Source organism: Streptomyces sp. NPDC014734 (genome assembly GCF_043083325.1).
Classification (GTDB): domain Bacteria; phylum Actinomycetota; class Actinomycetes; order Streptomycetales; family Streptomycetaceae; genus Streptomyces.
This window is the reverse complement of the sequence record NZ_JBIBYN010000009.1, coordinates 180,776-201,152: the sequence shown is the minus strand read 5'-3', so window position 1 is coordinate 201,152 and position 20,377 is coordinate 180,776. Positions and strand designations below refer to the sequence as shown.

Here is a 20,377-nt window from a genome sequence, read left to right as displayed (position 1 = left end):
TCCCGAGTGCGTCTGGAAAGCGCTTACCGCAACCTAGGGCCTGTTGCGGACGCACGTCAACCGGGCAGGCGCGCCGACGGGGAACGGGCATCGAACGAGGGCGGGGCCGGCCGTCGGGGGACGGCGAAGCGGCCGACGCCGGGCGCTCGCTCGGAGGAGCGGCGGGGCGGTCGGCCGTTCGCACGGGCCCCGAGACAGGCGAGGGCCCTGAGACAGGGGGGAGACGTGTTGCTCCCCAGGTTGTTGCTTCGGCAGGTCGTTACTTCGGCGGGCGCATGCCGCCGGCGCCCGTGGTGCCCTGCTGCTCGCTCTGCTCCCGGAGTTTCTGGGCCTTGTCCTGGAGCCGCCGCCGCTGATCGGGGTCGGTGGTGCGCTCCGCGGCCTCGGTCATGTGCCGGGCCTTCTCACGCAGCTGCTGCGCACGGTCACCGGATTCACGTGCAACGCTCATCATCACTCCTTGTGTGATCGGGAAGAGCGGGCCCCCTCAGAGAACCAGCGGTACCCGGCCACCGCACCTCGAAGGATCACTCAGCGTGACGGCGTGCCGGAGGGCCGGTCCGGCGCTGGCATGATCGAGAGCATGGACGAGAGCATCATCGCCGCGTGTGACGGCGCATCGAAGGGCAATCCGGGACCCGCGGCCTGGGCGTGGGTCGTGGCGGATGCGCAGGGCCGGCCGCGGCGCTGGGAGGCCGGACCGTTGGGGACCGCCACCAACAACGTCGCCGAACTCACCGCACTGCGGGAGCTGTTGGAGTCCACCGACCCGGCCGCGCCGGTCGAGGTGCGGATGGACTCGCAGTACGCGATGAACGCGGTGACGAAGTGGCTGCCGGGATGGAAGCGCAACGGCTGGAAGACGTCCGCGGGCAAGCCGGTAGCCAACCGCGAGCTGGTCATGGGCATCGACGACCTGCTCACCGGGCGGTCCGTGACGTTCGTGTACGTTCCCGCGCACCAGGTGGACGGGGATCCGCTGAACGCCCTCGCCGACCAGGCGGCCAGCGAGGCCGCGACGACGCAGCGGCCGGCCGGGACGGCGCACGGGACGACCCGGCTGCCGACCCCCGCTCCCGCGCGGGCGACCGAGGGCCGGAGCGGGCGCGCACCGGCGAAGAAGGCGGGCGGCGCGGCCCGTTCCACGCGGTCCGGGGGCACCATCCGGGCCCGGTACGCGGGCCGTTGCCACTGCGGGAGGCCCTACGCGGCACAGGAGATGATCGCCAAGTCCCCGACCGGCTGGGGCCACCCGGAGTGCCGCGCCGGGTCCTGACCCGCCGGTGCGACGGCCGCCGGGCACGGCCACCGGCCGAAGCCGGGCGACCGCCCGCGCGGGAGGTGCCCCGCGTGCCATGATGCGGCTCCGGCGGCGGGGTGGCCGCCCGCCCCCGGGCCCCCCCCCGGGGGGGGGGCCCCGGGGGGGGGGCGGGGGGGCGGGGGGGGGGGCGGGGGGGCCCCCGCCCCCCCCGCCGGGGACGGCGACACGCTGGGGGGCGAATGGGGAGCACGACCACGGTGCTGCGGGAGCTGCGCGGTGCGCAGAAGACGGCCAAGGGGGTGTCCCTGTACTCGCGCCACGTGAACCGCCCGGTCGGCCGGCTGTTCGCGGCGGGCGCGCACCGGATGGGGATGACACCCAATCAGGTCACCTCCATCAGCGCCCTGTTCACCTTCGCAGCGATCGCCTCGGTGGCGCTCCTCCGGCCGTCCTGGGGGCTCGCGGTCATGGTGTACGCGGGCCTCGCGATCGGCTTCGCCCTGGATTCGGCCGACGGACAGCTGGCCCGGCTGACCGGGCGGGGAGGGCCGGACGGCGAGTGGCTGGACCACGTGGTGGACTGCGCCAAGCTGATCCTGGTCCATGGCGCGGTGCTCATCTCGTTCCGCAGGTTCTTCGACCTGCCCTCCGAGGGCTGGCTGCTCCTGCCCCTGGGGTTCCTGTTCGCCGCCGTGCTGACCTTCTGCGCCGGGCTGCTGCGCGAACAGCTCGGCCGCGCGGCGGCGGCCGGGACCGCCCCGGACGGCGGTGGACCGGCCCGGGCCTCGCGGCTGCGGGCCGCGGCCCTGCTGCCCGCCGACTACGGCGTGTTCTGCCTGGTGTTCCTGCTGCTCGGCGACGAGGCCGCGTTCCGAGTCGGCTACGCGGCGCTCGGCGTCGTGCACGCGCTGTTCCTCGTCGTGTTCCTCGGCAAGTGGTTCAGGGAGCTGAGAGCGATCCGGAATCCCGGCTGACCAGCGCGTCCAGCACCCGGCGCAACTGGGTGCTGGACGTGTGCACGGTGTACGGGAAGTAGACCACCTCGACGCCGACCTCGGCGAAGTCGCGCTCCAGCCGCCTGCCCCTCTCGGTGTCCCGCCAGTCGTCCCCCTTGAAGATGACGTCGAACCTGACCTGCTGCCAGGTCTCGACCTTGTCGGGCACGGTCTCGACGAACGCCGCGTCCACGTAACGGACACTGCGCACGATCTCCAGCCGCTCCGGCAGCGGGATCACCGGGGCGTGCCCCTTGGCGAGCGCGGCCATCTCGTCCGAGACGACGCCCGCGACGAGGTAGTCGCACCGGCTGCGGGCGTGCCGCAGGATGTTGAGGTGCCCGATGTGAAAGAGGTCGTAGACCCCCGGGGCGTAGCCGACCCTGTACACCATCCGTACTCTCCCCCCACGGTGAACGCGACGCCCGTGTCCCGCGGCGCCGTCCGGACGCGCCGTCCGGCGAAACGGGGCACCGGTATCGGTGTTGGTGGTGCAACGACCTTACTGCGAGGTCCAGTTGCGCATCCCGTGAACGGATAAGCTCACTTTGGGACTGTTCCGTGGGGGAAGGCGGGTGCCCATGTCCGAAACCGGCCGTCACCGTCCGTTCGAGGGCCGTGCGCTGCTCGTCGTCTCGACGAACTACGCACCGGAACTGACCGGCATCGGCCCGTACGCCGCGCAGCTCGCCGAACACTGGGCGGCGTCCGGGGCCGAGACCCACGTACTGGCCGGGATGCCGCACTACCCGTCGTGGCGGACCGAGGACGACTACCGCGGTGCGTGGCGGATCACCGAGCGGCGGGCCGGGGTCCTCGTCCATCGGCGGAGGCACTACGTACCGACCCGTCAGACGGCTCTGCGCAGAGCCGCGTTCGAGGCGACGGTGCTCGCCCACGGCGTGGTGTCGCCGCCCGGGGCGAGGCCGCCCGACGCGGTGGTCTCCCAGATCCCCAGCCTCGCGGGCGGGGTTCTCGGGGCCCGGCTCGCCCGCCGTCACCGCGTCCCGTACCTGCCGGTCGTGCAGGACCTGATGGGTGCCGCCGCCGCGCAGAGCGGGATCAGGGGCGGGGGCCGGGCCGCGGCGCTCGCCTCGGCGGCGGAGCGCCACGCGTTGCGCAGCGCGGCGCTCGTCGGTGTCATCCACGAGAGCTTCGTGCCACACGTCGCCGCGTACGGAGTGGACCCCGGTCGCATCCGTGTCGTCCCCAACTGGTCGCACGTACGAGCACCTTCGGCCGACCGCGCCGCCACCCGGGCACGCCTCGGATGGGACGAGGGCACCCCCGTCGTCCTGCACTCCGGGAACATGGGGCTCAAACAGGGCCTGGAGGTCCTCGTCGACGCCGCCCGGCTCGCCCCGGACGTGCGCGTCGTGCTCATGGGCGACGGCAACCAGCGCGACGTGCTGCGCGGGCGCGCGGCCGGCCTGCACAACCTCGACTTCCTGCCGCCGGCCGACGCCCGCACGTTCACCGACGTCCTCGCCGCCGCCGACGTCCTCGCCGTGACCCAACGCGCGTCCGTGCTCGACATGAGCGTCCCGTCGAAACTCACCTCCTACTTCGTCACCGGCCGCCCGGTCGTCGCCTCCGTCGCCGAGGCGGGGGGCACCGCCCAGGAGATCCACCGCTCCGCGGCCGGGGTGCTCGTCGGCCCCGAGGACCCCGCCGCACTGCTGTCGGCGGTACGCACGCTCGTCGAGGCACCGGAGGCGGCCGACGCGCTCGGCGCCAACGGCCCGCGCTACGTCGCACGACATCTCGGCCGGGAAGCGGCCCTGGCCCGCTTCGACGCCCTGCTCACCGAGGCCCTCGCGGACGCACAAGGGAGACCACACCGATGACCCACCCGATCCGGGCGCTTGACGACCAGGACGAACCGGCCCTGCTGCGGGACCAGTTCCGTCAGCTGCTGCGGTACCGGGCCCTGCTCGCCGCAGGCGTGGCCCTCGGGCTGCTCGGCGGAGGCTGGCTCGCCCTCAGCGGCGAGAAGAGCTACACGTCGACCGGCGAGGTGGTCGTGCGCTCCGCCGTCTCGGACCCCTTCGCCGCGGGCGCCTCCGCCGACAAGGGGATCAACATCGGTTCCGAGCGGCAGACCGCCGTCAGCGACACCGTGGGCACGCTCGCCGCCGGTGTCCTCGCCCGGAACGGCGACCCGGTGGAGGTCGGCCCCCTGCTCTCCGGCCTCCAGGTCACCAGCCCGCCGAACACCCTGGTGCTCCGCTTCGCCTACACCGGCCGGACACCGGCCCTGGCACGTGCACGGGCCCAGGCGCTCGCCGACGCCTATCTGGAGATCCGCAGACAGCGCAGCGAGAACAGCATCGCCAACATGGTCGACGGCTACCGGGCCCAGCTGGAGCCGCTCACCGAGCAGCGCGACCAACTGGCGGAGCAGGCCACGGGGAGCAACGACGCGGCGGGCGCCCGGGCCAACCTCGTGGTCGCGATCTCCGAACTCAACCGCAAGATCTCCGAGTTGCGCGCCCTGGACACCACCCCGGGCTACTTGACCAAGAAGCCCGCCGCTCCGACCGAGCCCACCGGTCCGGGGCTGCTCCTGCTGCTGGGGCTCGGCTCCGTCGTCGGGCTCGCGCTCGGACTGCTGCTGTCCTGGGTGCGCCTGGTCTTCGACCCGGCCGTGCGTTCCACCCGGGAACTGGTCCGCTCGCTCGGCGCCCCCGTCCTCGGCACGCTGCCCAGGGAACGGGCGTCCGCCGGCCGCCTGCTCGCCATCGGACGCGGCGGCAGCCGGCTCGCCGAGGAGTACCGGGCCGTCGCCTTCCGGCTCGCCTACGACCCGTCGTTCGCGAGCCGCCGCAGGCTCCTGGTCACGGCGCCGCGCGGGGACAACGCCGCCGCGGGCGCCGCCGCGGCCAACCTGGCCGCGGCCTTCGCCGAGATGGGGCGGGACGTCGTCCTGCTCGAAGCCGACCTGCGCACCCCCGCGCTGGCCGCGGACCTCGTACCGGCCGGGTACGCCGTCCTCGGCCCACCGGCGCAGGGCCGACGCGTCTGGCCGTCGGACAGCCGGATGAACGTGGACGTGCCGGGTGCGGGCGCCTTCACCCTGATCGTGGGGCGACGCACGGACAACGTGGCGCGCGCCCTGACCTCCGCGCCGGTGAGCCGGATCGCCGACGAGGCCGACCGGCCGGACACCGTCGTCATCGTGCTGGCCCCACCCGTGCTGTCGTACGCCGACGCCGTCGCGCTGATCGACCGGGTGGAAGGCGTCATGGTGGTCTGCGAACCGCGCGAGGTGCACCGCAGCGACCTGGAACGGATCCACGAAATCGTCGAAGCGGCGGGCGGCAGTGTCCTCGGAGCCCTGCTGCACCCCGCCCCCAGCCGCCACGAACGCCGCGCCCGTACCCGGGCCGCCCGGCGCCGCGCGGCCCCCGAACACGCCGTGCCCGGCCGGGGCGGCCGACACGGCGGCGGCCCGGAACACACCGGTGACCCGGCCGAGACACTCGGCCTGCGTGCCTTCGACCCCACCGCGCGACACGGATGAGAGCACGCACCGCCATCGCCTGCTCGGTCGCGGACCAGGGCGTGGCGGCGCTCACCAACATCCTGGTGCTGGTGGTGGCCGCCCGGCTCTCCACCGTGGCCGACTTCGCCCGGTTCTCGACGGTCTACCTCGTCTTCACCGTGCTGCTGGGGGTGTCCGGCGCCCACACCGGGCAGCCGCTCGTGCTGCGGCGCGGCGCGGACGACGAGGTGCGCGGCGCATGCCGGTCGGCGGTCGCCTTCACCCTGCTCGCCGCCGCCGCGCTCGGCGCCCTGCTCGCCGCCGCCGGCCTGCCCCTACCCGGGGCCACGGCCGACGCCCTGACGGCGCTGGGTCTCGTCCTGCCGGTCGTCCTCGGGCAGGACGTCGTGCGTTACGCCTTCTCCGCCCTGCACCTGCCACACCTCGCGCTCGCGGGCGACAGCCTCCGGCTGGCCTGCGCGCTGGGAGCGCTGGGCACACAGCAACACGGCACGACGGCCGCCCGGCTCGTCATGCTCTGGGGCCTGTCCGCACTGCCCGCGCTGCTCCTCTCCGCCGTCCTGCTGCACCGCCGGACGGCCGGGGCACCGCTGCGGCCCGGGGCACCGCTGCGCCGGGGCCACCTCGGGCGGCGCTTCGTCGTGGAGTTCGGGGTGGGCAACGCCACGAGCCAACTGTCCGTGCTCGCACTCGGCACGGTGGGAAACTCGCTGGTCGTCGGGGCCCTGCGCGGTGCGACCACCCTCTTCGGACCGCTGAACGTGCTGTTCACCTCCGCCACCGGCTTCGGCCCGCCACTGCTCGGACGGCTCCCCCCGCGGCGGCGGGTACGTGCCACGGCGATGCTCGCCGCCGTCCTGGCCGCCGCGGCCGTGCTCTGGGCCACCGCACTCGCCCTGTTGCCCGACCGGATCGGCCGTCACCTGCTCGGCGACACCTGGCCCACGGCGGCGGCACTGCTCCCGGCGACCGGAAGTCAGTACGCGGCGATGGCCGTCGGGACCAGCGGACTGCTGGCCCTGCGGATGCTCGACCCCCGCACCACCCTCCCCATCCAGGTGGTCTTCTCGCTCGCCGCCGTCGCGTTCCTCGTCGGGGGCCACGCGCTCGCCGGGGTGCCGGGAGCGGCCTGGGGCCTGTGCCTGGGGTCGGTCTGCAAGGCCGTCGCCACCTGGATCCGGGTGGCGCGGCTGCGCCGCGGCGGTGCCGGGGCACCGGCGCCGGTCAGTACGGATTCCGTCCGTCCCGCCTCCTGAAGCTGGTGACCAGCAGCAGACAGAGCAGGGCGATCGCCGGTTTGCCCATGGCCTGGAGCAACGGACCGCGCAACAGGATGAAGGTGTAGCCCGCGATCAACGGCACGACGACGGCCGTGACGCTGCCCGGGCCGGGCCCGGCCCGCGAGACCGCCCGCGCGTAGCGCCGGTCGGCGCGCGCGGCGAGGTACCCGACCAGCGCGAACGCCCCGGTCATGCCCACCGCGCCGAAGTCCACCCAGAGTTCGGTCCACAGCGGTGCCGACAGGTTGGTCATGTTCATCCCCATCCACTGGCCGACCCGCACCCCCGTGTCCTCGGGTTTGCCGCTCCATACCGACCGGGGCACGAAGAAGAGCGCGGACCCCGCCAGCTGACGCCCGTAGGTGTGGCCGCGGGTGTCGACCCAGGCGAGGGTGTTGGCGAACATCACCGTCTGGTCGTAGTCCTTGGTGGCCAGCGGCTCGAAGACCGACGACGAATCGACCGGCCGGTACCCCGCGCCGTCGTAGCGGAACCGGTCCGCGTACGGGAACAGCACCAGCGCCCCGACCACCCCCAGGGCCAGCACCGACCGGTACATCGCGGCGCTGCTCGGGAACGCGGTGAACAACAACGACACCAGCACCGTCAGGAACCAGTAACGGGCATTGGAAACGGGGTTGTTGACGATCACGTTGAGGGCCGCCAGCACACACCACACCAGCACCGTCGAGGGGGAGCGCCGGGCCCGGCGCGAGGTCACCAGACGACGGGTGTAGAAGAGCAGGGCGAGCAGCGCAGGCACGGTGCCGAACCCCTTCAGGAACGCCGACCCCACGTTCGACTGGCCGGACGCGACCCCGCTGACGGCGACCGAGTCGCTGATCTCCTGCCTGCTGGTGAAGAAGATCGCCGGTCCGCCGAGCTTCAGCACGTAGTAGCCGCTCGCCACGAGGGCGAGCAGGACCAGCAGCCTGAGCCGCACCCGGTGCGCGGTGGCCGGGCCGTTCGCGGAGCGGGCGGTGGCGCGGTCGCGCAGCGGGCGCCGGGACGCCAGCAGCGCACCGAGGTCGAACGCGGCGCAGCCCACCAGCACCAGGGCCACGGCCGTCATCAGATCGGAGCGCGGTCCGACCAGCGGCGTGGGCGTCTGTCCGATGACCGCCTGCGCGAACGGCGCCACACCCATCGCGATGTACACGAACATCCAGAACACGCCCTGCAGAAGGCGCCGCCGGGTGGACAGGATCATGGTCGCGAGCCGGGCCCCCGCATAGCAGGTGAGGACGAGCTGCAACCAGTACGCGGTGTCCCGCACGCCGGAGCCGGGCTGCGCGGCGATCACCGCGGGCAGGAAGCAGACGAGGGCGAGGGTGAGGGGGACGGCCAGGGCACGCGAGAGCATGGCCCATGACATGGGCTTCGTCGGCGGCAGGTCCCGGTCCCGCGGACCGCGCTCCGGTACGGGGGCGGACGGCTCCGCCTCGTGCACGGACGTCATGGGCTCCCCGTTCCACGGATCTGTGAACACTCTAACGAATCAAGGCACTTGGGAATTCCGTGCGGCTAGCCTGTGGGGAGCCGGCCGAGGTGGGGGAGTCCTGGTGAAGATCCTGCACGTCGTCACACTGCACACGCCGGACCACGCGTTCGGCGGCCCGACCAGGGTGGCGCTCAATCTGTCGAAGGCCCAGCGGGCCGAGGGCGACGACGCCCGGGTCATGGCCCTGGCAGACGGCTTCGCGGGCGAGCCGCCGCGCATGGTGGAGGGCGTGCCGGCGCACCTCTTCCGAGCCCGCCACGTGCTTCCGGTGTTCGAGGTCAGTGGCATCACCTCCGGTGCGCTGCTGCACGCCGCCCGTCGCATGATGCGCGGTGCCGATCTCGTCCATGTGCACCTGATGCGCGACCTGGTGACCCTTCCCGCCGCCCTGCTCGCGCTGGCCTCCGGCACCCCGCTGGTCGTCCAGACGCACGGCATGGTCGACCCGACCGGGAACCGGTTCGCGCAGCTGACCGATCTGCTCGGGGTGCGCAGGGTGCTGCGCGGCGCCGACGCGGTGCTCCACCTCACCGAGACGGAACGCGTCGACGTGAACGCGGTCGCCGCACCCGTGCCGCTGACCCGCACGGTGCGACTGGTCAACGGGGTGCGGCCGCAGGAGCGCAAGCCCGCCCGGGAGCCGGGCAGGCCGCCGACGGTCCTCTTCCTGGCCCGGATCCAGCGGCGCAAGCGACCGGAGGACTTCGTGGCCGCGATGCCGACGGTCCTGGCCGAGCATCCCGACGCCCGGTTCGTCCTGGCCGGCCCCGACACCGGGGCGCTGGGCCCGACACTGGCGCTCGCCCGTTCCCTGGGCGTGACGGGCTCCCTGGACCATGTCGGTCCCCTCGACCACGACGAGGTCCTCGCGGCGGGCAGGCGGGCCGACGTGTACGTGCTGCCGTCGATCGAGGAACCGCTGGGCGTCTCCGTGCTCGAAGCGATGTCCGTGGGCACGCCCGTGGTCATCACCCGCACCTGCGGGCTGGGCCCCGACGTGGCGCGGGCCGGTGCCGGGAGGGTGATCGACAGCCGGGTCGGCGAGGACGGCGAGAACGCCCGCAGGGTCGCCCGCGCCGTCCTGGAACTCCTCGAACCCGAGGCCGCGGAGAAGGCGGGCCGGGCGGCCTGGGAGCTGGTGGACGAGCACTTCACGATCGAGAGCGTGAACCGTGCCCTGCGGCGGACCTACCAGGACGTGATCCGCCGCAGGGCGCGCCGGGTCAGTGGGTCCTGCCCTCCCGGGACTTGAGCCCGATCTGCCAGCGGTAGAAGCTCATCGCCAGCGCGAAGTCGAAACCTGCCCGTCCGTCGAGGAACCCCCGCCGGTACACGTACATGTAGGCGAACGACACCAGCGGCTTGAACGGTGCCTTGTGGAACAGCTGCCCCTGACGGGACTTCACCCTGCGCACCTGCTCCTTGACGTCGGGGTGGTGCTCCAGCCACGCCTCCCAGTCGGAGTACCGGTTGTGCCGCTCGAACCAGGCGGTGACCGGGTCGAGGTCCTGGTGCTCGATCGGGTTGCGGAGCGCCCCCACCGATGCGGCGACCGGCTGGTAGTGGCCCTCCACCTCGCCGATGCCCGGCGCGTCGAGATCCCCCACCTCCGGGTACCGGCAGCGGGTGCGATCGGTCAGCGACCGCTTGCGGATGGTGTAGCCGTGCCGCAGCCGCTTCCCGGAGAACCAGTAGCCCAGCGGTATGTCGTAGGCCGCCGGTCTCGGCGCACCGGGATCGGCGAACTCCGCCCGCAGTTCGGCCAGCAGACCGGGGCCGATCCGCTCGTCGCCGTCCAGCAGCAGGATCCAGTCCAGGTCGGTGCGGACGTGGTCCAGGCACCACTGCTTCTTGCGCGGATGGCCGCCGTCCCACGTGTACGTGACCACCTCGGCCCCGCACCTTTCGGCGATCTTCGCCGTGTCGTCGGTGCTGTGCGAGTCGACGACGACGACCGCCTCGAAGTGGTCGAGGACCGACCCCACCGCCTCCGCGATGTTGAGTGCCTCGTTCTTCGTGGGGATCGCCACGGCTATCGGCAGCTTCCTCATCCGGTCCCTCCTTCGGGAAGCCAGGCGTAGCAGCCCGTGGAGGTGAAGGCGCGGGCCGCCCCCGGGACGGTGATCACGGCCCGCTTCCCGGCGGTGGTGGACCCCGATGCCGACACCTGGCCGTTGGACCCGGTGATCCGCCAGGCGCAGGAGTCGGTGGGGGTGGCGGCGCGGTAGCGGCCGGGCCGGACCCGGGCGCCCTCGTACGTGCCGTCCGGATACCCCTGTGCCGCTTCGCGCAGCAGGTCGCGGTGGCGGACGCACAGGTGCTCGACCGCCGCTTCCGCGTCGGCGATCTCGCCCGTCACGATGGCGCCGACCGCGGTGTCCCGGTCCGCCTTCACCAGGAACGTGAGCCGGTCACAGGTCTCCTGACCGGTCTGGAGCACGGCCGCCGGATCCATGCCGCGGGGCACCCGGTCGACCAGGTACTCCTTCTCCTTCTCGGTGAACGAGCCGGCGGCCGGGGTGAGTTCGCCGACGGGCAGCTTCGGCTGCTCGTCGGAGGCCGCGGCCGTCGGAGGGCGGGCCGGTGCGGTGCCCGGGCCGGCCGACGGGGCGACGGCGGGGGGCGCGGACACCGGGACCGACGCGGGCGCCGACGTCCGGGGCCCGTCGGCCGTCGCACGACCGTCGGCCGACGAGCCGCAGGCCGCCAGTGCCGCCGTCAGCACGACGGCGACGGCACCGGCACGGAGCGGATGTGTCATCAGCCCGTCCTCAGGGCGTAGTGGGCGGCGACCTGCGCACTGCTCAGGGCGCTCGGGTAGACGGCTGTCTCGTCGATCTGTCCGGCGAAGAAGTTGCTCGTCGGCTGGCCCGGCCAGTTGGTCAGGGCGTCCCCGCCCACCCGCCAGTAGCCGGTGTAGTCCTGGTTCACCGTGAACGAGCTGTTGGACGCGCGGAGCTGCCCGTCCACGTACAGGGCCATGCCACCGGTGCCCTGGGTGGCGACGACATGGTGCCAGGCGCCGTTGTTGTAGGCGGCGGGTGTGGCGATGGTCTTGGCACCGCTGTTGTAGACGCCGAAGACCAGCTTGCCGTCGTTGCGCATGTACACGTGCTTGTCGAACTGGCTGCTGTTCTGCATGGTCGCGTTGCCGAAGCCGATGATCTTCCCGCCGCGCGTCGTCGTGGTCTTGAACCAGGTCTCCACCGAGAACCTGGCCGGCCGCGCCTGGCGGTCGTTGGTGTACGCGTACTGGTCCGTCCCGTCGAAACCGATCGCGGTCGACGGCCCGGCGACCGCCGCGGGCTTCTGGCGGTAGGCGGGGGAGTTGCGCAGGAAGCCGCCGTGCTGCTTGCCGCCGCTGTCCGCGGCGAACGTCGACGTCCCCTCGTCGTACCGCCAGTACTGCGAGGCGCCGTCGGCCAGCACCCTGGCCGGGTACTTCTCCGCGGCGGACGCCACGGTCGCCGACACGGCGGGCGACTTGGCGCTGGTGTTGGTGCCGTCGCTCGCGTCGATCCGGTACGAGTGGGTCTCGCCCGGGGCGACGGCGGTGTCCGTCCACCTCAGTTGCGGACGGTCCCAGAACACCGAGGTCGCCGCGCCCGTGAACACCGGGGTGGTGGCCCCGTCCTTGTAGATCCGGTAGGTGAGCCGTCCGTCGTCGGTGTCGAAACTCGCCTGCCAGTTCACCTCGATCTTCCCGGGGGCGATCGTGGACAGGCTGACGTTGGGCACCCACGGCGCCCCGGTGTCGGGGCCGTCGGCGAAGCGGGTCAGCCCCTGCTGCCGGACGCCGTTGACGGTGGTGAACTCTCCTCCCACCCACAGGTAGTGGTGCCCGCCGCTGTCGGTCTGCGCCATCACTCGCGGCCCGACCGGCTCGCCGATGCCGTCGTTCGTGTCCGGGAACCAGGGGAGCAGCTTCGGATCGTTCACGGACTGGGCCAGCAGATGCTTGCGCGGCTGGTCCGCGAACTCGCCCATGCTGGAGCAGTCGTGCGCGTGGCTCCCGCTGTACAGCACGCCGTCGTGGACCAGGACGGCCTGGGTGGCGCCCAGGCAGGTGTCGCGCCAGCGCTGCTCGAAGTTGCTGAGGTTCAGCGCGATCCGGCCGTCGAAGACACCCGCTCCGGTGCCCTCGTTGGCGGTGTAGAAGCCCGTCGCGTCGGTGGTCAGGTCCTGGACCGTGGAGGTGTTGGGGATGAAACCGGCGGGGTAGGCCTTGACGAGGGCGCCGGAGGTGGCGTCCACCACGGCCAGCGCGTGCGAGGCGGTGCCGTTGACCTTGAAGAAGTCGCCGCCGAGCAGCACGCGCCCGCCGTCCGGGGTGAGTTCCAGTGCCCGGCCCACCTCGTCGGCGTTGGCCGTCCACGGCTTGAGCACGGCACCGGTGGTGACCGCGGCGAACTTGTTCCTGGTCTGCCCGGCGACCGTGTTGAAGTCGCCGCCCAGATAGACGGTGTCCGCCGTCACGGCCAGGGCCCGTACCGTCGCGGAGACGGACACCTTGAAGTCCTGGCGCGGCGTGCAGCTCGCCGTGTCGATCGCCGCGATATTGCTGACCCCGACCCCGTTCACGGACCCGAACTGGCCCCCGGCGTAAAGGGTCTTCCCGTCCGGGGAGAGCGCGAGCGCCCGGACGGTCGCCGTGCCCGAGGACATCGTGAACGACAGCGCGCAGTCGGTCGGCGAGCCGGTCGCGGCGTCGAACGCGGCAAAGTTCAGGGCCGGTTGCTCCGAGGTCCCGGCGGCCGCGCCCGGCGGCCGGAGGGTGGAGAACGTGCCTCCGGCGTACACGACGCCGTCGTCCGACGCCGCCATCGACCAGACGATGCCGTTGGTCTGCCAGGTGGTGAGGTCGTCCGCGGTCAGGGAGACCGGCGGGGTCAGCGCCGAGGCCGGGGACGCCCCGGACACCGTCGTGGCGAGTGTCCCCGCGAACAGGCACAACGCCGCCGCCGCGGCACGGAACCTGCCGCGTCCGGCGGGCCTGCGCCCCCTGGGTGTGTTCATCGTTCAGCTCCGTGGGTGAGGACGAGCCGCGGCCGGGAGACCGCGGTTCCTGTGCCGTGCGCCGGGGCGACGACCGGGCGTCGTTCCGGCGCACGGGTGCGGGCGGACGGGTGGTGTCGGCGGGCCGCGGGCCCGGCCCGCCCGGGCGTACGTGGACCCACCGGCGTCCCGAGCGGTCCGGTGGAGGGCCCGGGGCGGCTCATCGGTCCACCCGCACGGCAGTACCGGCGAGTTGGGCGGCGAGCCCGCGGATGTCGGCGTCGACCATGATCGCGGCGAGCTCCCGCGCCCGCACGGCGGGTTTCCAGCCGAGGAGTTCCCCGGCCTTGGCGGCGTCGCCGATCAGGGCGTCCACCTCGCTGGGGCGCTCGTACTTGGCGTCGTACCGCACATGCTCGCGCCAGTCCAGGCCCGCGTGCGCGAAGGCGTGTTCCAGGAACTGCCGGACACTGACCCCCTCCCCGGTCGCCACCACGTAGTCGTCCGGGGTGTCGCGCTGAAGCATCCGCCACATCGCGTCCACGTACTCGGGCGCGTAGCCCCAGTCGCGCACGGCGTCGAGATTGCCCAGATGCAGCCGGGTCTGCAGGCCCGCCCTGATCCTGGCCACCGCGCGCGTGATCTTCCGGGTCACGAAAGTCTCGCCGCGACGGGGGGACTCGTGGTTGAAGAGGATCCCGTTGACGGCGAACATGCCATAGGCCTCACGGTAGTTGACGGTAGCCCAGTACGAATAGACCTTCGCGACGCTGTACGGGCTGCGCGGGTGGAACGGCGTGTGCTCGTTCTGCGGCGGCGGACTGGCGCCGAACATCTCGGACGACGACGCCTGGTAGATCCGGGTGTCGACACCGCTCGCGCGGACGGCCTCCAGCAGCCGCATGGTGCCCAGGCCGGTGATGTCACCGGTGTACAGCGGGGCCTCGAAGGAGACGCGCACATGCGACTGCGCGCCGAGGTTGTACACCTCGTCCGGCCGGATGTCGCGCAGCAGATTGACCAGCGCGACGCCGTCGGCCAGATCCGCGTGGTGCAGCACGAACGACCTGTTCTCCTCCTCGGGGCCCTGGTAGATGTGATCGATCCGCTCCGTGTTGAAGCTCGACGACCGGCGTATCAGTCCATGGACCGTGTACCCCTTGTCCAGCAGCAACTCGGACAGGTACGAGCCGTCCTGACCGGTCACGCCGGTGATGAGCGCGGTCTTCGCCATGCTTCCCCCCACTGTCTTCCGCCCGAAGGGCTGTTGGTCCACACCGATGTCTCCCGCCGATTCCGGAACCGGCCGGTCCGCGGCACGGCGTCCCGCCGCTGCTGGCACAATCCGAGCCATGACGCCTGACCTCACCGGTCCTTCCCGGGAAGCCGTCCGCCCCCTGCTGCGTGCCGGAGCGCGCGTGTTCGTCGCCGGCCACCGCGGTCTGGTCGGATCCGCGGTGGCGCGCGCCCTCACCGCCGCCGGGCACGAGGTGATCACCCGGGGCCGTGACCGCCTCGACCTGCGCGACGCCGGGCGGACCGTGGCCTTCCTCCGGGAGGTCCGCCCGGACGCCGTGGTGCTGGCCGCCGCCAGGGTCGGCGGAATCATGGCCAACGACACCCAACCGGTGCAGTTCCTGGAGGACAATCTGCGCATCCAGCTGAGCGTCGTCGCGGGGGCGCACGCCGCGGGGGCCGAGCGGCTCCTCTTCCTCGGCTCGTCCTGCATCTACCCCCGCCGCGCCCCGCAGCCGATTCCCGAGAGCGCCCTGCTCACCGGCCCGTTGGAGCCCACCAACGAGGCGTACGCGCTTGCCAAGATCGCCGGGCTCGTGCAGATCCGGTCCTACCGCCGCCAGTACGGTGCCTCGTACATCAGCGCCATGCCCACCAACCTCTACGGGCCCGGCGACAACTTCGATCTGGAGACCTCGCACGTCCTGCCCGCGCTGATCCGCCGCTTCCACGAGGCGCGGCGGGACGGGGCGCCCTCGGTCACGCTCTGGGGCACCGGCCGGCCGCGTCGCGAGTTCCTGCACGTCGACGATCTGGCCGCCGCCTGCCTGCTGCTGCTGGAGCGCTACGACGGCGAGGACCCCGTGAACGTCGGGTGCGGACACGACCTGTCGATCAGCGAACTCGCCGCGACGGTGGGAGAGGTGACCGGCTATCGGGGCCGGGTCGAGTGGGACGCGTCGAAGCCCGACGGCGCTCCGCGCAAACTGCTCGACACCACCCGGCTCGCCGCCCTGGGCTTCACCCCGCGGATCTCCCTGCGCGACGGCATCGCCGCCACGTACGCGTGGTGGCTGGAGCGGACGCCCACCGCCCGGACGTGACCTGAGCCGACGTGTCCGGCGGCCGAGTGTCCGGCCGGTGTCCCCGGCCGTCCGGCGGACCGGGCCGTCGTACATCGCCGGCCGCCGTTCTCAGTACGCCCCGCGACCGTCGGCGACGGCGCGCAGCGTACGGGCCATGAGTCCGAGGTCGGTGGCGACGGACCAGTTGTCGACGTACCACAGATCGAGCGAGACGGTCTCCTGCCACGACAGGTCCGAGCGCCCGCTGACCTGCCACAGACCGGTCAGGCCGGGCCGGACCGCGAGGCGTCTCAGCTCGCGTTCGTCGTACCGCGACACCTCGTCCGGCAACGGGGGCCGGGGGCCGACCAACGACATGTCGCCGCGCAGCACATTGACGAGTTGTGGCAGTTCGTCGAGGGAGGTGCGGCGCAACAGGCGGCCCACCGCGGTCACCCGCGGATCGCGGCGCATCTTGAACATCGGGCCGTCGCTCTCGTTCGCCGCGGTCAGCCGGTGCCGCAGGCGCTCGGCGTCCACCACCATCGTGCGGAACTTCCACATGGTGAACGGGCGGTTGTGCAACCCCTGGCGGATCTGGCGGTGGAAGGCCGGCCCGTCGGAGCCGACCCGCACCGCCGTCGCTATCAGGAGCAGCAGCGGCGCGAGGACCAGCAGTCCGAGCGCCGCGCCGACGCGGTCCACCACGGACTTGAGGACCGTCTGGGGGCCCCGGCGCAGCGGCGGGGCGATGTGCAGCAGAGTCAGTCCGGCCGCCGCGACCGGACGCACCCGGCCGGCCGCGACCCCCGTGAGGTCCGATAACACGGACAACGGCAGCCCGCCGTCGTGCAGGCCCCAGAACAGCCGTCGCAGCCGCTCCTCGGAGAGCCCCGGCCCGGGCACCACCAGCGCCAGGTCCGCGTCATGGGCGAAGGCCGCGCCCAGTACCGCCGACGCGTCGTCGACGGCGGGCGATGACGCGAGCCGACCGGACGACCGCACCGCGCACTCCAGCGCCGCGGCCCCCACCGGCACCGCGGCCACGACCGCGTAGGGGTGGTCCGTGCGGGAACCGAGCAGCCGCACCGCGCGTTCCACTCCCGGAGTCTCGCCGACCACCAGCACCCGCCGGACGGACCGCCGACGCCGGCCCGTCCGGGACAGCCACCGCAGGAGCGGACCCACCGGCAGTCCGGGCAGCAGGGCGAGGAGGACGGTCACGGGATCGACGAGGTCCCCGGTCAGGGTCTGCAGGACGGCGAGCAGACCGATGAGCAGCAGCCAGTCGCCGATCGTGCTCAGCGGTTCCGGCGGTTCCGGCGGATCCGACTCGGCCCGGGCCGCGTACCGGCCGCGTGCGGCGCGCACGCCGGACCACGCCAGCGCCGCCACGGCCGCGGCCACCACGGCTCGCGGCTCCCCGCCGGACCAAAGGACGAGCCATGCCGGAAGGCCGAGTCCGAGAAGCTCGCCACCGACGAGAGCGGGCACACGGCGGCCGGTCGGCCGCCGCGCCGGGGCCGGCCCCGGACGTCCGCGCGACGCGGCCGACGCGCCCCGTGGCCGAACACGCTCCTCGCCGCGGGGCTGATGCGGAACAGTCCGTGGACGAGGGGCCCGGGCCGGCCCCGCAGACCCCGATCGGTCCGAATCGGGTAGCTCGACATGCCCCATGAACCCCCCAGTCACAGTCGCATCTCCACAAACGGGGCGCATCCGCCGGTCCCATGAACCGACGGATGCGCCCTCGCTCGGTGCACGATATCCACACACATGGCATTTCGCTGGAGTTCCAGTGAAGTTCAGACATGCGCACTGGCTCGGAACTCGTCCCGTTCCGTACGGGATCTCAGCATCTGCGGTCAACTGTTCGGATGTGTGGGCTGATGGAGTCGGATGGCGCGCGGACCTGAACCACATCTGACGCATGGTTCCATCAACCGGTGCGTCCGGGGAGACGGCCCGGTGGTATCCGGGCGAACGGGCTCTCAGAGGCTTCCGTGCTCGTCCTCGGGGGGCGAGGGCCAGGCGGTCGTCGCCCTTCCCGGCGTCAGCCGCTCCACCACGTCGGCAAGTTCCTCGCAGGCGTGCTCGATCCTGCGCCGGACGTTGCCCTGTTCGGTGACGACGGCCGCGAGCAGCAGCGCGGTCAGGGCCACACAACCGTTGAAGACGGCGAGATTGACCATCACGTGGAGAACGCTGTGGCCCTCGAACGGGCCCACGCCCTGCGCCCCCGCGACCGCGGCCATCACCGACACCAGGAACGCGCACGGCGCGCTCCCCGCGAGCTGGAAGCGCAGTGCCGCCCAGATGAGCAGCGGGAAGACCAGATAGATCATCTCCAGCGAGGTCCTGGTGGCCACCAGCGAGGCCGCCACGGCCACGGTTCCCAGCACGCACGCCTCGCCCCACCGGTCGTCCGCCCGGGGCATCCGCACCCCGCGCACCGTCAGCAGCAACGGGGTGACCACGAGGACCCCCATCGCGTCGCCCGACCACCAGGCCGTCCAGACCGGCCAGAATCCGCGCAACGGCAGATGGTCGTCCACCACCAGCATGCAGGTCCCCACGGTCGCGCTGACCGTCATGCCCAGCAGTGCGCCGAGGAAGACCAGCATGACACCGTCGCGCAGCCGGTCCAGCTCCCGTCGGAAGCCGGCCCTGCGGAGCATGAGGTAGGAGCACACCGGAGCCAGGGTGTTGCCCGCCACGACGACCACGGTGAGGATCGAGACGGAGTCGCTGAGCGTGAAGACGACGCACAGGGAGCCCAGCGCGATGCCGGGCCAGATGCCCGGGCCCAGCAGGATCAGGGCGCTCAGCGCGATGCCCGTCGGAGGCCAGAGCGGGGTGACGGCCGCACCGTGGACGGCCACCCCGGGGATCAGCCCGAGCCCGCCGGCGGCGTAGTAGGCGGCGGCGACGGCCAGGACACGCAGGACGGCCGGGCCGGTACGTCTGGTTCTCTCGCTGCGGATCACGCATCTCATCAGACACCGGCCCGGACGGGTGACGCCCGCGTGACACGCTCGGTGCCGGTCCGCTCGTCAGTCCCGGCCGGGCACAGCACCGTGACGCAGGACGAGAACGGCCGCGTCGTCCTCGTGACCGGTCCGCTCCGCCGTGCGCAGGACCGCGTCGGCGAGCTCACCGGCGTCCGCGGTGCCCCGGACGGCCACCAGCCGCATCACCGCGTCCAGTCCCTGATCGATGGGGAACGAGGGACCTTCGATCACACCGTCCGTGACCAGCACGAACGCCCCGGGCCCGGTGAGCCGTCGCCGGGTGACGGGGTAGTGTTCCCCCGCCCGGATCCCCAGCGGCAGGCCGCCCTCGTCCGTGGTCAGCCCGGACCTGCCGTCCGCCGTGCCCCACACCGCCGCCACGTGCCCGGCGCGGGCGCTGTGGAGCTCCTGGGCGACCGGGTCCAGGCGCACGAACGTGCACGTCGCGAAGAGGCCGGAGTCCACGGTCAGCAACAGGTCGTTGGTCCGGCCGACGATCTCCCCGGGGTCCGCGGCGGTGGCGGCCATGGCACGCATCGCGATGCGGACCTGGCCCATGAAGGCGGCAGCCTCGACGTCGTGGCCCTGGACGTCCCCGATGGCGAAGGCCAGCGCACCGTCGGGCAGCACGAAGCCGTCGTACCAGTCGCCCCCGATGTCCAGCCCGCTGCGGGCCGGCGCGTACCGGGCGGCGGTCCACAGCCCCGGGCAGTCGGGCAGTGTCGAGGGGAGCATCTCGCGTTGCAGCGCCTCGGCCAGTTCGACCCGCGCCCGCTGCAGCTCCACCTCACGGCGTGCCCGTGAGGTGAGCTGTTGCAGAGTGGTGAGCAGTTCGCCGGAGCTCGCCGAACGGGGAGGACGACGCCGGTTCATGGGCCGCTCCGCACTCGGTGGAAGTGACGTCACGCATCCTATTTCGACGGCGCGCTCCCCGCAGGGCGAACCGCTGCGGGTCCGGCGGGGAGGTGCCGCGGCGCGCGAAGGGGCCCGGGCGGGGGGATCCTGTTGACAGGACCGTGACGTGACCGGCGCACCGAGTCCGGGCGCGGTCGCAGGAGGTGCGCGATGACTCGCACGCTGGAATGGAACGTCCGTGTCGGCCTGTCCGAGGAGGACGGCACGACAAGGGCGGAGGCGGTGCTGGAGACCGGTACCGGGACAGTCGTCGGGCACGGGGTCGCCCGCTGCAATCCGCAGGACGTGGACATCCCCGTGATCGGTGACGAGCTCGCGGCGAGCCGTGCCGTGAAGGACGTCGCCGTACAACTGATGAGGGCCGCCGACCAGGAACTGGAGTCGGCGGGGGCGGGACCCGCGAGCGGGCCGGTGGCGCCACCGTACGCGTGGTCCGACACGTCGGTCTGAGCCCGCCACGGCCCTGACGGCGGACGGAGCGACAGGAAGCCCGGACCCGGCCGCCCCGGAGCCTTCCGGGTGACCTCCGTCCGGGCGGCCACGTCCTTGCACGCGCGCTTCCGGCGTCGCCGGAACGACCGGGCAGCCCCCGCCACCGGGCCCTCCCGGCGCCT

Annotated in this window: 18 protein-coding genes; 8 read left to right on the top strand and 10 right to left on the bottom strand. The window is 72.8% G+C overall.

The annotated features are described in order from the left end of the window. Positions 1 to 259: 259 nt before the first annotated feature. On the bottom strand, positions 260 to 451 hold the full coding sequence (locus ACF1CT_RS17210) for a DUF6381 family protein (RefSeq protein ID WP_391784666.1): 192 nt from the start codon (positions 449 to 451) through the stop codon (positions 260 to 262). Between the two features lie 132 nt (positions 452 to 583). Between ACF1CT_RS17210 and ACF1CT_RS17205 the strand changes: the two genes are divergently transcribed. Together ACF1CT_RS17205 and ACF1CT_RS17200 are read left to right on the top strand one after the other, a co-directional pair. Then, positions 584 to 1,276 (top strand): ribonuclease H, encoded by a 693-nt coding sequence (locus ACF1CT_RS17205; RefSeq protein WP_391784665.1) that lies wholly within the window; start codon positions 584 to 586, stop codon positions 1,274 to 1,276. A 224-nt stretch (positions 1,277 to 1,500) separates the two neighbouring features. Beyond that, entirely contained in the window at positions 1,501 to 2,235 is a 735-nt protein-coding gene (locus ACF1CT_RS17200) for a CDP-alcohol phosphatidyltransferase family protein (protein ID WP_391784664.1), read from the top strand. On the opposite strand, the gene ACF1CT_RS17195 is transcribed toward ACF1CT_RS17200, so the two are convergent. After that, the gene (locus ACF1CT_RS17195; protein WP_391784663.1) at positions 2,201 to 2,650 is read right to left on the bottom strand and encodes an adenylyltransferase/cytidyltransferase family protein; all 450 of its coding nucleotides are present in this window, start codon (positions 2,648 to 2,650) and stop codon (positions 2,201 to 2,203) included. The genes ACF1CT_RS17200 and ACF1CT_RS17195 overlap by 35 nt on opposite strands. 187 nt (positions 2,651 to 2,837) lie before the next feature. Between ACF1CT_RS17195 and ACF1CT_RS17190 the strand changes: the two genes are divergently transcribed. From ACF1CT_RS17190 to ACF1CT_RS17180, 3 genes are read left to right on the top strand one after another with little or no spacing between them, the layout of a single operon-like run. Beyond that, the gene (locus ACF1CT_RS17190; RefSeq protein ID WP_391784662.1) at positions 2,838 to 4,103 is read left to right on the top strand and encodes a glycosyltransferase; all 1,266 of its coding nucleotides are present in this window, start codon (positions 2,838 to 2,840) and stop codon (positions 4,101 to 4,103) included. Beyond that, positions 4,100 to 5,779, top strand: a complete 1,680-nt coding sequence (locus ACF1CT_RS17185; RefSeq protein ID WP_391784661.1) for a lipopolysaccharide biosynthesis protein — start codon at positions 4,100 to 4,102, stop codon at positions 5,777 to 5,779. The genes ACF1CT_RS17190 and ACF1CT_RS17185 overlap by 4 nt, the downstream gene beginning before the upstream one ends. Then, positions 5,776 to 7,017, top strand: a complete 1,242-nt coding sequence (locus ACF1CT_RS17180) for a hypothetical protein (protein WP_391784660.1) — start codon at positions 5,776 to 5,778, stop codon at positions 7,015 to 7,017. Before ACF1CT_RS17185 ends, ACF1CT_RS17180 begins: the two co-directional genes overlap by 4 nt. On the opposite strand, the gene ACF1CT_RS17175 is transcribed toward ACF1CT_RS17180, so the two are convergent. Next, a complete protein-coding gene (locus ACF1CT_RS17175; protein ID WP_391784659.1) occupies positions 6,986 to 8,500 on the bottom strand; it encodes a hypothetical protein in 1,515 nt (504 codons plus the stop codon). The two genes, ACF1CT_RS17180 and ACF1CT_RS17175, sit on opposite strands and share 32 nt — an antisense overlap. Positions 8,501 to 8,603: 103 nt before the next feature. Here ACF1CT_RS17175 and ACF1CT_RS17170 point away from each other — a divergent pair, with 103 nt between their 5' ends. Beyond that, a complete protein-coding gene (locus ACF1CT_RS17170) occupies positions 8,604 to 9,794 on the top strand; it encodes a glycosyltransferase (protein ID WP_391784658.1) in 1,191 nt (396 codons plus the stop codon). On the opposite strand, the gene ACF1CT_RS17165 is transcribed toward ACF1CT_RS17170, so the two are convergent. The 4 genes from ACF1CT_RS17165 to gmd all read right to left on the bottom strand — a co-directional run bounded on the left by ACF1CT_RS17165 (position 9,766) and on the right by gmd (position 14,771). Continuing rightward, the gene (locus ACF1CT_RS17165) at positions 9,766 to 10,593 is read right to left on the bottom strand and encodes a glycosyltransferase family 2 protein (protein ID WP_391784657.1); all 828 of its coding nucleotides are present in this window, start codon (positions 10,591 to 10,593) and stop codon (positions 9,766 to 9,768) included. The two genes, ACF1CT_RS17170 and ACF1CT_RS17165, sit on opposite strands and share 29 nt — an antisense overlap. After that, positions 10,590 to 11,303, bottom strand: a complete 714-nt coding sequence (locus tag ACF1CT_RS17160) for a hypothetical protein (protein WP_391784656.1) — start codon at positions 11,301 to 11,303, stop codon at positions 10,590 to 10,592. Before ACF1CT_RS17160 ends, ACF1CT_RS17165 begins: the two co-directional genes overlap by 4 nt. Beyond that, a complete protein-coding gene (locus ACF1CT_RS17155; RefSeq protein WP_391784655.1) occupies positions 11,303 to 13,558 on the bottom strand; it encodes a LamG-like jellyroll fold domain-containing protein in 2,256 nt (751 codons plus the stop codon). Before ACF1CT_RS17155 ends, ACF1CT_RS17160 begins: the two co-directional genes overlap by 1 nt. A 199-nt stretch (positions 13,559 to 13,757) precedes the next feature. Beyond that, entirely contained in the window at positions 13,758 to 14,771 is a 1,014-nt protein-coding gene (gmd, locus tag ACF1CT_RS17150; RefSeq protein WP_391784654.1) for a GDP-mannose 4,6-dehydratase, read from the bottom strand. Between the two features lie 118 nt (positions 14,772 to 14,889). On the opposite strand from gmd, the gene ACF1CT_RS17145 reads away from it, so the two are divergent. Beyond that, positions 14,890 to 15,876, top strand: a complete 987-nt coding sequence (locus ACF1CT_RS17145) for a GDP-L-fucose synthase family protein (RefSeq protein ID WP_391784653.1) — start codon at positions 14,890 to 14,892, stop codon at positions 15,874 to 15,876. A 90-nt stretch (positions 15,877 to 15,966) separates the two neighbouring features. Here ACF1CT_RS17145 and ACF1CT_RS17140 read toward each other — a convergent pair whose 3' ends face one another. From ACF1CT_RS17140 to ACF1CT_RS17130, 3 genes are all read right to left on the bottom strand, one after another. Continuing rightward, positions 15,967 to 17,514 carry an exopolysaccharide biosynthesis polyprenyl glycosylphosphotransferase gene (locus ACF1CT_RS17140; RefSeq protein WP_391784759.1) on the bottom strand — a complete coding sequence of 516 codons (1,548 nt, stop codon included), beginning with the start codon at positions 17,512 to 17,514 and terminating at the stop codon, positions 15,967 to 15,969. A 314-nt stretch (positions 17,515 to 17,828) separates the two neighbouring features. After that, entirely contained in the window at positions 17,829 to 18,824 is a 996-nt protein-coding gene (locus ACF1CT_RS17135) for an MASE1 domain-containing protein (protein WP_391784652.1), read from the bottom strand. A 66-nt stretch (positions 18,825 to 18,890) separates the two neighbouring features. After that, entirely contained in the window at positions 18,891 to 19,721 is an 831-nt protein-coding gene (locus tag ACF1CT_RS17130) for a PP2C family protein-serine/threonine phosphatase (RefSeq protein ID WP_391784651.1), read from the bottom strand. 192 nt (positions 19,722 to 19,913) lie between these two features. Here ACF1CT_RS17130 and ACF1CT_RS17125 point away from each other — a divergent pair, with 192 nt between their 5' ends. Next, on the top strand, positions 19,914 to 20,213 hold the full coding sequence (locus tag ACF1CT_RS17125) for a DUF1876 domain-containing protein (RefSeq protein ID WP_391784650.1): 300 nt from the start codon (positions 19,914 to 19,916) through the stop codon (positions 20,211 to 20,213). Positions 20,214 to 20,377: the final 164 nt, after the last annotated feature.

What these genes read in the sequence shown, in the direction of transcription:
- ACF1CT_RS17210 (WP_391784666.1), bottom strand. Translation starts at nt 451, where the DNA reads ATGAGCGTTGCACGTGAATCCGGTGACCGTGCGCAGCAGCTGCGTGAG.
- ACF1CT_RS17205 (WP_391784665.1), top strand. Translation starts at nt 584, where the DNA reads ATGGACGAGAGCATCATCGCCGCGTGTGACGGCGCATCGAAGGGCAAT.
- ACF1CT_RS17200 (WP_391784664.1), top strand. Translation starts at nt 1,501, where the DNA reads ATGGGGAGCACGACCACGGTGCTGCGGGAGCTGCGCGGTGCGCAGAAG.
- ACF1CT_RS17195 (WP_391784663.1), bottom strand. Translation starts at nt 2,650, where the DNA reads ATGGTGTACAGGGTCGGCTACGCCCCGGGGGTCTACGACCTCTTTCAC.
- ACF1CT_RS17190 (WP_391784662.1), top strand. Translation starts at nt 2,838, where the DNA reads ATGTCCGAAACCGGCCGTCACCGTCCGTTCGAGGGCCGTGCGCTGCTC.
- ACF1CT_RS17185 (WP_391784661.1), top strand. Translation starts at nt 4,100, where the DNA reads ATGACCCACCCGATCCGGGCGCTTGACGACCAGGACGAACCGGCCCTG.
- ACF1CT_RS17180 (WP_391784660.1), top strand. Translation starts at nt 5,776, where the DNA reads ATGAGAGCACGCACCGCCATCGCCTGCTCGGTCGCGGACCAGGGCGTG.
- ACF1CT_RS17175 (WP_391784659.1), bottom strand. Translation starts at nt 8,500, where the DNA reads ATGACGTCCGTGCACGAGGCGGAGCCGTCCGCCCCCGTACCGGAGCGC.
- ACF1CT_RS17165 (WP_391784657.1), bottom strand. Translation starts at nt 10,593, where the DNA reads ATGAGGAAGCTGCCGATAGCCGTGGCGATCCCCACGAAGAACGAGGCA.
- ACF1CT_RS17160 (WP_391784656.1), bottom strand. Translation starts at nt 11,303, where the DNA reads ATGACACATCCGCTCCGTGCCGGTGCCGTCGCCGTCGTGCTGACGGCG.
- ACF1CT_RS17155 (WP_391784655.1), bottom strand. Translation starts at nt 13,558, where the DNA reads ATGAACACACCCAGGGGGCGCAGGCCCGCCGGACGCGGCAGGTTCCGT.
- gmd (WP_391784654.1), bottom strand. Translation starts at nt 14,771, where the DNA reads ATGGCGAAGACCGCGCTCATCACCGGCGTGACCGGTCAGGACGGCTCG.
- ACF1CT_RS17145 (WP_391784653.1), top strand. Translation starts at nt 14,890, where the DNA reads ATGACGCCTGACCTCACCGGTCCTTCCCGGGAAGCCGTCCGCCCCCTG.
- ACF1CT_RS17140 (WP_391784759.1), bottom strand. Translation starts at nt 17,514, where the DNA reads ATGGGGCATGTCGAGCTACCCGATTCGGACCGATCGGGGTCTGCGGGG.
- ACF1CT_RS17130 (WP_391784651.1), bottom strand. Translation starts at nt 19,721, where the DNA reads ATGAACCGGCGTCGTCCTCCCCGTTCGGCGAGCTCCGGCGAACTGCTC.
- ACF1CT_RS17125 (WP_391784650.1), top strand. Translation starts at nt 19,914, where the DNA reads ATGACTCGCACGCTGGAATGGAACGTCCGTGTCGGCCTGTCCGAGGAG.